Raw genomic sequence first — 9,872 nt, 5'->3', positions numbered from 1 at the left:
GCATAGATCCGATCGACATAGTAGCGGTCGATCGTCGCGAGGCTCGCGACCTTTCCGTCGCCCTCGACCACCAAGAACTCATCGCTGGTCGCCAAGCGCGCGCCATGGCCCGGCGAGCCGCCCTGCAGCGAGGGGATGCCGAGGAGCTTGGCGAAATGCGCCCAAGGGCCGCCGAAACCCTGCACCGGCCAGATCGTGCGGGGGCAGTCATAGGCGTCGAGCGTCGCCAGCGTGGCGCGGATCAGGCTGGATTCTAATGAGGTCTGATACCAATCATAGGCCGCCATCACCCTGATCGTGATGTCCGGGAAACCGGCCGAATCGAGATGGCGGCGGATGATCGCGATGATGTCCTGCGCGCCAACCTCGCTGATCACGCGCAGATCGCAAGTCGCGGTCGCCGTGTCGGGCAGCAGGAAGGACTTGGTGCCAGGCCCGGTATAGCCGCTGCGCAATCCGCTGATGTTGAAGGATGGGCCATACATGTAGCGCTGCAGTAGATCTGCTGGCGCCACCTCCTCCTTGAAGGTCTTGACCGGGAACTGCGGCGCCAGCCCGGGGATGAAGCCGTTGGGATCCTTGCCGGCAACGCCCGCGCGCATCGCGTCGAGGAGCGGGCGTTCCCAGTCGGCAATCGGCTTTGCCTGCGCCATCATGGCGGCGAGTTCGGGGATGGCTATGGTCCGGCCGGTGTCGTCGGTCAGCGATGCCATGGCATGGAGCAGGCGCCAGACCGGATTGTCGACGACGACGCTGGTGGCGCTATGGACCGCGCCGCCCTGAGGGCCGAGGCCCGTACTCTGCGTGCTGGCGACGAACTCCAGATAGATCAGGCCCTTGTAGCCCAGCGTCATACTGACGGCGCCGCTGGCATCCTGCGCCGTCTTGGGGCCGTAGAGGGCCGAGACCTGCGCAAGCCGGTCGCGATAGCGTTCGAAGAGCTTGCCGTAATTCGGGCTGCCGAGCAGTTCGGCCCCTTCGATCAGGAAGATCAGGTTGACCGGTAATGCCCCCTCGACGGAGAGGATCGAGGAGACCGCGTTGATCCATGCCTGCAACGGTCCCTTTTGCGCGGCGGCACCACGGCCGAGCACCACCTTCGGAAAGCCGTCGAAGGGTATCGCCTCGCCGGAAAACGGCGGATGGGTCCAAGCCTCTGTGCCGACGGGGCGGACGTCGTAATGGCCGTAGATCAGCATGGTCGTCGGCTTGCCGCAGTCGACCATTCCCCAGACGCCGGGATAATCGTCGCCAACATCGACGGTCTCGGCCTCAGTGAAGCCCGCCGCCATCATGTTCGAGACGAGCAGTGCGGCGCATTCGCGTAGACCCGTCTTCTCCAGGCTGACGCTCGGCTGTTGGACCAAGCGCTGGATGTTGGCGATATGCTCGCCGATATGCGCCTCGATATGGGCGTGAATGGTGTCTCGATCGCTCATGGCACGACCTTCGGTTCGGGTCGCGGCTCGCCCGCCGTCTTCGCGCCGAAGCGCCGTGGCCCCATCATCGCCAGGCGCCGGCCCTTCAGCTTCGGATTCAGCGTCTCCTGCAGCGTGTCACCGACGAGGTTTGCCGAGAGCACGAACAGGAACAGTGCGACCGAAGGGCCGATGATCAGATACGGCGCGCTGGTCAGCACCTCCTTGGCCTCGTTCAGCATCTGGCCCCATTCCGGCGTCGGCGGCTGAACGCCGAGGCCGAGATAGCTCAGCGCGGCGGTGTTCAGCACGAAGACGGGCAGGGTCAGCGTCGCCTGGACGATGATCGGGGTGGAGATGTTGGGCCAGATGTGGCGCCACAGGATGCCGGGCCAACTTGCACCCGCCGCGATCGCCGCCTCGACATAGAGCTCCTCCTTGGCCGACAGCGTCACGCCGCGCGCGACGCGGATGAATTGCGGCATCTGCGACAGGCCGAGCGCGATGACGACGCCCTGCTCAGAGGGGCCGGCGACGACGACGATGACGATCGCCAGCAGGATAATCGGGAAGATTAGCATGATGTCCGTGATGCGCATCGTCACCGCATCCCAGATGCCGCCGCGATAACCGACGAACATGCCCAGCGGCACGCCCAGCACGACGGCGAACAAGATCGAGGCGAGAGCGATCTTGGTCGTCACCTGGGTCGCCAGGATCACCCGCGAAAGCACGTCGCGGCCGAACTGGTCGGTGCCGAGCAAGTTCGCCCAGGAGGGCGGCTTCATGCCCTGGCGCAGGCTGATCGCGAAGGGGTCGCGCGGGGTGATCCAAGGGGCCGTCAGCGCGACCACGAAGAGCGCCAGCAGCACGACGGCGAAGAACAGGCCGACGCGATCGCGCGCGAAGCTCCTGAGGAAATCCATCACGGCCTCGCTTTTGGGGGCTGCGAGCGGGTCAATACGAGATCCTCGGGTCGAACCAAGTGTAGAGGATGTCCACGACCATGTTCAGCGTGATGAAGATGATCGCGAAAAAGAAGATCGAGGCCTGGATGATCGGCAGATCGCGCGTCAGCACGGATTCGACCATCAGCCGGCCGAGGCCGGGCCAGTTGAAGATCGATTCGATCACCACTGAGCCGCCGAGCGTGTGTCCGAAGCCCAGGCCGAACAGCGTGATGATCGGCAAGAAGGCGTTGGGCAGCGCATGAGTCAACACGATGCGCCACTCGGCGACGCCCTTGGCGCGGGCGGTGATCACGAACTCCTTGCCGAGCGCTTCGATCATGCAGGAGCGGACCATGCGCGTGAAGATCGCTGCCTGATAGGCGCCCAGCGTAACGACTGGCAGGACATAGTTGGCCCAACTCGCCATTCCAGCGATCGGCAGCCATTCGAGGTGCACGCCGAAGAGATAGATTCCGGCGATGCCGGTGACGAATACCGGCAGGCAGATGCCAACCAGCGACCCGACCGTTACGGTCTTGTCGAGCGAACTGCCCCAGAACGTCGCCGAGAGCGAGCCGAGCGTCAGGCTGACTACGACGGCGAAGATCATCGCCAGCGTGGCGAGTTGCGCCGTGTTGAAGACCCGGGTCAGGACGATTCCGAGCACGGGCTGGCGGTTGTAGTTCGAGACACCGAAATCGCCGAGCAGCACATTGCCGATATAGGTGCTGTACTGGATATAGAGCGGCCGGTCGAAGCCATAGGCCTTGCGGATGCCGTCGACCACGTCCTTGGGCGCATTGTCGCCGGCCAGCAGCACGGCCGGATCGCCCGGAAGGATGTGGAACAGCGCGAACAGGAACGTCAGCAGTAGCAGTCCGGCGAGGACGATGAAGCCCATCCGTCCGATGATCATTCTGAGCAAGGCATGACGTCCCCATGTGTTGGCGAGGCCGCGCAGCGTTTGGCGCCGATGCGCGGCCCGATCCCCGCTGCGCTCAGCGCTTTACGCCCTGGCGCTCCATCTCGCCCTTGTCGAACCAGGCGAAATGCGCCGGATAATTGTCGACCGCCAAGATCTCGTCGCCCTTGAGATAGGTCCGGCCGGCCAAGCCGAGATTGAGCGTCGGCAGGTAGATCACCGGCGCCAGGACTAGGAGCCGCGCCATCCACTGCTTGACATATTCGTTGCGTTTGGCCGGGTCGGTCTCGGTATGGGCGACGTTGGCGAGGCGGTCGATCTCGGCGTCGGAGAAGAACATACGGTTGGCGCCATTGGGCTTCCAGGCGTTGGTGTGGGTGAAATACATCATCGGCTGATCGGGATCGGCCGTCGGAATGCCCCAGGACAGCAGCGCCATGTCGTATTTCGCGTCGTTGGGACCCAAATTCGTCGCCGAGCTGAAGGCGGCGCTCTCCATCACGGTGAGATCGACGGCGATGCCGACCTGTTTCAGGAAGGTCTGGAGCAGCTGGGCGATCTGATAGTCGCCCTTGGTGGCGCCGCGCGGGGTGAAGAGTTTCAGCTTGACCGGCTGGCCCTGTGGGTCCTTGAGCACGCCGCCGCTAAAGGCGTAGCCGGCCTCCTTCATCAGCGCTAGCGCCTTATCGGGATCATAGGGGAAGATGGTGTCCTCGCCCGGCGCGCGCATATCGGTGTAGCCGACGACGCCTTCCATCAGGGTTGGCGCCGTCATCAGCGCGGCGCCGCGCCCGGCGAAGACGCTCTGCACGATGCCGGCCTTGTCGATCGCGTAGTTTAGCGCCCGGCGGAAGGTCGGATTGGCAAGCGCCGGGACCTTGTGATTCAGCACGACGTAGAACTGGCGCGTGCTCGGCACCGTCCTGACCAGCACGCTCTTGTTGCGCTCGAGCCTGGCCAGTTCGAGATCGCCGAGCTGGACGGTGCGGTCGATCTCGCCGCGCTCTAGCATCGCCGTGCGTGTCGCGGCATCGGGCACGATCACGATCTTGACGCTGTCAAAATAGGGCTTTCCGGCCTGCCAGTAGTCCTTGTTCTTCTCGAAGATCGTGTATTCGCCCTTGACGAACTGCGTGTGCACGAAGGGGCCGGTTCCGACAACCTTGGTCGCCAGCCCGGCCTCGCCCACGGCCTTGTAGGCAGTCGGGCTGAACATGCAGAGCGGGCGGTAGCCCAGCGTCGGCAACAGCGCGGCGAAGGGTGCCGCGAGATGGAACGACATCTCGTATTCGGAATCGGCCGTCGCGTTCTCGAAGCCCTCGAGCAGCGGCAGATAGATGAATTTCTTGGCCTTCGCCTCGTTGAACACGAATGCCGCGGCCTCGGCGTTGAAGGACGATCCGTCATGGAACTTGACGCCCTCCTGCAGCTTGAAGGTCACGGTCTTGCCATCGGGCGAGGTCGTCCAGCTCTTGGCGAGCAGTGGCTTGATCTCGTTTTGCGGGCTCAGTTCGACGAGCGTCTCGCAGGCATGCAACCAGACATCCTGCCCCGACTGGTCGGTGCTGCGGCCCATGAAGAGCGTGAACTTCTCGCCGGACTGGGCATAGATCAGTTGCCCGCCATATTGCGGCTTGCCGGCATCCTGCGCCAAGGCGGCACCTGAGGCGAGCGCTCCCGCGAGGGCGAGCCGTGCGAGCAGGTTCGTCAGTCTCGGCAGCATGATCTGTCCTCCATGGTTGCCGGTTCGGGTGCGCCGGAGGCGACCGCGAGCCGCATTCAGTACATTTGCGCCTTGTCGAGGATATTGGTCATTTCGGAGCTTCGGCCCGCCAGGAACAGCGGGATATTGTGGCAGAAGATATCGGTGATCGCATCGTTCTCGCTGGCGACGGTGCTGGCCGAGTGCGGCGAGATCAACACATTGGGTAGGTCCCAAAGTGCGGAGACATCCGGCAGCGGCTCGATCTGCGCGACATCGAGCGCCGCCAAGCCGATCGCGCCGGATTGCAGCGCCTCGGTCAGTGCCTCCTCATCGACCAACTGCCCGCGCCCGATATTGACGAAGACGACGCCCGGTTTCATACGCGCGATGATGGCGCGGCTGAGCATGCCCTCCGTCGCCGGCGTATGCGGCGCCGCGAGCACGACGGCGTCGGCACGCGCGACGGCCTGCTCCAGCATGTTGAGGCCGTGGACCTCGTCGGCAAAAAGTTCGGCGCGCCTATCGTCCGAGGGACGGCGCACCAGTGCGATGACCCTCATGCCGAAGGCCTGCGCGAAGCGTCCGACTTCCGCACCGACCTTGCCGGCTCCGACCACGAGAAGGGTCTGCCCCGCCAGCGACGTGCCGCAATAGCGCTCCCAGCGATGCGCCTTCTGCTCGTCCTTGAGGAACGGATAGCGCTTGGCGTGAACGAGCAGCGCCATCACGGCGAACTCCGCAAGGGGCCTGGCATGAACGCCGCGTGCGGTCGTGACGATGAGCTCGCTCCCGGCCAGGCCGTAATCGTTGACCATCCGGCCGACGCCGGAGCTCGTGGTCTGAACCCAGCGGACATGGGGAGCCACCGAGAGCCCGCCGCCGTTCGTGGCAGGTCCGGACGGGAAATCCCATAGGATCGTCGCGCGCCCGAGATGGGCGCGCCAGCGCGCCTCCTGTCCGGCATCGCGCTTGAAATCCGGCTCGCCCTTGTGATCCGCGGCGAAGCGGACAGTCGGCAGCATATCGGGTTCATGGATCACCTCGACGGCCGCCGTCGCGGCCGCCCGGATGCGATCGACATGCTCCGGCTCGAGCGGAGAGGTGAGGAAAATCGTATGCCTGTCCATCGTCTTTGAACGCCGGTAGCTCGACCCGCATAAAGCAGGGATCGTGCCATTTGGGTCTAATTTGCCTCGCGCCGCAATGCCCTGCCCGCATACCGCTAAGCCGCGCCCAAGCTTCGCGGAAAACGTCGCACGCCTTGCTTCAGCGGGCCTCGGCAAGCGAGAATACCGGGCCGGGCCGATCGGGGTCCGACGCGGCGCTGGAATGACCCCGCAGCCGATCTGACTCCACAGGACTTAAGCCGTGACGCTTGCATCATCGACCGCTCTCGTGACTGGAGCGGATAGCCAGGGCATCGGCCGTGCCGTGGCGCTCGCCCTTGCCGAAGCCGGAGCCGACGTCGCCCTGCACTGGTATCGCAGCCGCGAGCTGGCTGAGGAACTGGCGGTCACGATCCGGGGCATGGGGCGACGGGCAGAGCTGGTTCACGCCGATATGGGGGATCCGGCGGCCGCCCGGGCCGCCGTGCGGGGCGCGTCCGAGGCGTTGAGCGGGCTCGGCATCCTCGTCTGCAACGCGGCCAGGATCCAGCGCCGGGCCTTCATGGAGATCACCGACGAGGACTGGGCCGCCATACATGCCGTCAACCTGCACGGCTATTTCGCCTGTGCGCAGGAGGCGGCGAAGATCATGATCGATCGGGGCAAGCCCGGCCGCATCGTCATGGTCTCCTCGGTTAACCAGGCCCATGCCAATCCCGACATCGCCCATTACGTCGCCACCAAGGGAGGCGTCATGATGCTGGCCCGGGCCATGGCGCTGGAGCTGGCGCCGCACGACATCACCGTCAATCTCGTCGCGCCGGGTACGATCGAAACTGACATCAACCGGCACATGCTGGCCGATCCGGAGTTCCGGGCGCGCAAGCTCGCGCCGGTGCCGTTGCGCCGCGCCGGCACCCCCGAGGATGTGGCAGGGGCCGTGGCCTATCTCGCAAGCGATGCCGCAGCCTATGTCACCGGCGCCACGATCGTGGTGGACGGCGGCCTGACCATCGCCTGAACCGAAAGTCGTCCGATGAACACCACTCCTGCCAGCGGCATCCCGGTGCATGAAGTCCATGCGATCCGTTTCGCACATCATGCGGCGCGCCGGCGCGCCGAGAATTTCCTGGGCGGCGATGCCCATGACGGGCCGATGCCGGTTGACTACTTCGTCTTCGTCATCAAGGGCCCGGATGGCGCGATCATCGTCGATACCGGCTTTAGCGCCGAGGTCGCTCAGAAGCGCGGGCGCGAATTCTTGCTGTGTCCGAGCGAGGGCCTGAGGCTGCTCGGGATCGATCCGGGCAGCATCGCCGATGTCGTGCTGACGCATTTGCATTACGACCATTCGGGCAACCAGAACCTGTTCCCGAAGGCGCGCTTTCATCTCCAGGCGGCCGAGATGGCCTATGCCACGGGCCCCTGCATGTGCCACGGCATGCTGCGCGGCGGTTATGATCCCCATGATATCGCCGAGACCGTGCGCAAGCTGTTCGAGGGGCGCGTCGTCTATCATCAAGGCGAGGGCGAGGTTGCTCCCGGAATCACGCTCCATCGCGTGGGCGGGCACACCGACGGCCAGCAGGTCGTGCGGGTGATGACACGCAATGGCTGGCTCGTGCTGGCCTCGGACGCGACCCATTTCTTCGAGAACTTCGAGCGCAACATTCCGTTTCCGTGGGTCTACAACGTCGGGGCGACGCTCGACGGCTTCCAACGGCTGCGCGAGCTCGCCAATTCCGAGAGTATGGTCATTCCCGGCCACGATCCGCAGATCATGACGCGCTTTCCGCCTTCCTCAGCCGAGGCGGCGGGCATCGTCGCCCGGCTCGATTGACGCAATCGGCGGGGAGGCCCGGCGTTCCGTCTGGAAGGCCGGGCCGGCTGGCCTCAGTTCGCCTTGACCGGGACGACGTCCATGGCGAGCGTTTCCTCGTCGCTGCGCAGGCGCACTGTCTGGGCGCGATCCCGCCAGACCGCCCAGCCATATTTGATCACGGTCAGCGGCAGCGTGACGCGATCCTTCATAAACAGCGCTCCCGCCTCGCTGAGCATGGCGCTGCGCTTAGCATTGTCGAGTTCGCTGCCGGCACTGTCGATCAGCTTGTCGACGGCGGGATTGGCATAGCCGCGCCAGTTGAACTGGCCGAGCTTGCGGTCCGCATCGTTGGAATGCGCGATCGCGGACAGGGTGTAATAGGCCTCGCCGGTGATCGTGCCCCAGCCGGCCATCGTCGCCGAGAGCTCGCCGCGCGGCCGCGCCGAGAACAGGATCGAGACGGGCACGCCATTGGCCTGCACATCGACGCCGACACGCGCCAGCATCTGCACCAGCGTCGTGCCGATCTCGCGGTCGCCCGGGAGGCGGTCGACGGTGAAGCTCAGCGTGAACTTAAAGCCATTGGGATATCCGGCCTCGGCCAGCAACTGTCGCGAGCGCGCTAGATCGGCCTTGACTTCGGGAATCTCGGGATTGAAGCCGAAGATCCCCTGCGAGACCAGTTGCGTCGCGGGCGAGCCCATCCCGTCCATGGCGATGTCCCCGAGTTGGCGGCGATCGATCGCGAGATCCAGTGCCTCGCGGACGCGCGGATCGCGGAAGGGGTTGGCGGCGAGCGGCGAGCCGTCCTTGGCGCTGACCTGCGGCGTTTTCTCGCGCAGATCGAAATCAAGCAGGAAGACGAAGATCGTGTCCTGCGTCGGGACGTTGAGCTTGCTGTCCTTCTGCAGCGCGGCGACATCGGTCGCCGAGACGCGCGAGATCATGTCGACCTGGCGGGCACGCAACTGCGCGACGCGGGCTGCATCGTTGGAAATCTCCTTGCGGATGACGCGCTGCCAGGGCTGCGGGCCGGCCCAGTAGCCGTCGAACCGGTCGAGCGTCAGATCGGCCTTGGGCGTCCAGGAGACGAGCTTGTAGGGGCCGGTTCCGATCGCGGCCTTGCCTGAATTGAAGGCCTCGTTCGAGGTCTCGCGGGTCAGACCGGCGGCGGCCTTCGACGAGACGATGAACAGCCGGACGAGGTCGTTGGGCAGGGTCGGCGCGGCGCTGTCGGTGAGGAGATGCACCGTATGGCTGTCGATGACCCGCACCTCCTTGATGCGGCGCGTATAGAGCGTCGCCGGATTGGGGCCGGTTACGTTGGGAATGCGCTCGATCGAGAACTTCACGTCTTCGGCGGTGAAGTCGGAGCCGTCATGGAACTTGACGCCCTTGCGCAGCTTGAACTCCCAGGTCGTGGCATCGATGGCCTTCCACGACTCGGCCAGATTGGGCTCGACCTGCAGCTTCTCGTTCGAGCGCACCAGCGTGTCGAAGATGTGCTTGAGCGCCTCGACATGGACGCCCAGCGCGCTGTAATGCGGGTCCATCGATTCCGGCCCGGCCCGGACGCCCATGTTGAGCGTCTGTGCGGAGGCGGCGCTCGCGCCGATCAGCCCAACGGCCAGCGAGGCGACTTTCAAGAAGCGCGTGAAAGACATGGCGTGATTCCCCTGATGATCCCGTTGCAATTGAGCGGCCGGCCTCCGCAGTGATCGGAGGGAGCCATATGGTCTGTCTGCGGTCAGTCGTTGGCCTTCATGGCGTCGAGCACCATTTTCGTGGCACCAGAAATGTCTCCGAGCTTCTCGCCCGCCTTGACGCGCTCCTGGTTGCGTTCGCCGCGCTCCTGGCGCGCGATTGCTGCATCGGCGATGGCCTCGGCTTCCGCGACGGCCAGCACCAACACGCCGGATTCATCGGCCAGGATGACGTCCCCGGCATTG

The 9,872-nt window shown here is 65.0% G+C and carries 8 protein-coding genes and 1 pseudogene; 2 read left to right on the top strand and 7 right to left on the bottom strand.

Going from position 1 to position 9,872, the window contains the following annotated elements:
- The 5 genes from AC1DVA_RS25155 to AC1DVA_RS25135 form a co-directional block, all read right to left on the bottom strand.
- A partial coding sequence (locus tag AC1DVA_RS25155) for a M20/M25/M40 family metallo-hydrolase (RefSeq protein ID WP_476807680.1) occupies positions 1–1,439 on the bottom strand: 1,439 nt, incomplete at its 3' end.
- Positions 1,436–2,344 (bottom strand): ABC transporter permease, encoded by a 909-nt coding sequence (locus AC1DVA_RS25150; protein WP_265055504.1) that lies wholly within the window; start codon positions 2,342–2,344, stop codon positions 1,436–1,438. The genes AC1DVA_RS25155 and AC1DVA_RS25150, both read right to left, overlap by 4 nt.
- Positions 2,345–2,375: 31 nt before the next feature.
- Positions 2,376–3,284, bottom strand: coding sequence for an ABC transporter permease (locus AC1DVA_RS25145; RefSeq protein WP_476807681.1), 909 nt, complete (start codon positions 3,282–3,284; stop codon positions 2,376–2,378).
- A gap of 82 nt (positions 3,285–3,366) precedes the next feature.
- Positions 3,367–5,013, bottom strand: coding sequence for an ABC transporter substrate-binding protein (locus AC1DVA_RS25140; RefSeq protein ID WP_265055503.1), 1,647 nt, complete (start codon positions 5,011–5,013; stop codon positions 3,367–3,369).
- 56 nt (positions 5,014–5,069) lie between these two features.
- Positions 5,070–6,122 carry a D-2-hydroxyacid dehydrogenase gene (locus AC1DVA_RS25135; RefSeq protein WP_476807679.1) on the bottom strand — a complete coding sequence of 351 codons (1,053 nt, stop codon included), beginning with the start codon at positions 6,120–6,122 and terminating at the stop codon, positions 5,070–5,072.
- A 241-nt stretch (positions 6,123–6,363) separates the two neighbouring features.
- Here AC1DVA_RS25135 and AC1DVA_RS25130 point away from each other — a divergent pair, with 241 nt between their 5' ends.
- Both AC1DVA_RS25130 and AC1DVA_RS25125 read left to right on the top strand, forming a co-directional pair.
- A complete protein-coding gene (locus tag AC1DVA_RS25130) occupies positions 6,364–7,122 on the top strand; it encodes an SDR family NAD(P)-dependent oxidoreductase (RefSeq protein WP_265055501.1) in 759 nt (252 codons plus the stop codon).
- A gap of 15 nt (positions 7,123–7,137) precedes the next feature.
- Positions 7,138–7,941 carry an N-acyl homoserine lactonase family protein gene (locus AC1DVA_RS25125; protein WP_476807678.1) on the top strand — a complete coding sequence of 268 codons (804 nt, stop codon included), beginning with the start codon at positions 7,138–7,140 and terminating at the stop codon, positions 7,939–7,941.
- A 53-nt stretch (positions 7,942–7,994) separates the two neighbouring features.
- Here AC1DVA_RS25125 and AC1DVA_RS25120 read toward each other — a convergent pair whose 3' ends face one another.
- Both AC1DVA_RS25120 and AC1DVA_RS25115 read right to left on the bottom strand, forming a co-directional pair.
- A complete protein-coding gene (locus tag AC1DVA_RS25120) occupies positions 7,995–9,587 on the bottom strand; it encodes an ABC transporter substrate-binding protein (RefSeq protein ID WP_265055499.1) in 1,593 nt (530 codons plus the stop codon).
- 83 nt (positions 9,588–9,670) lie between these two features.
- A pseudogene (locus tag AC1DVA_RS25115) lies at positions 9,671–9,872 on the bottom strand (RraA family protein); the annotation flags it as partial.

The sequence above is a fragment of the Allobosea sp. P4_C6 genome (genome assembly GCF_056402015.1).
The sequence above is the reverse complement of the archived record's forward strand: the minus strand, read 5'-3'. Positions and strand labels throughout refer to the sequence as shown.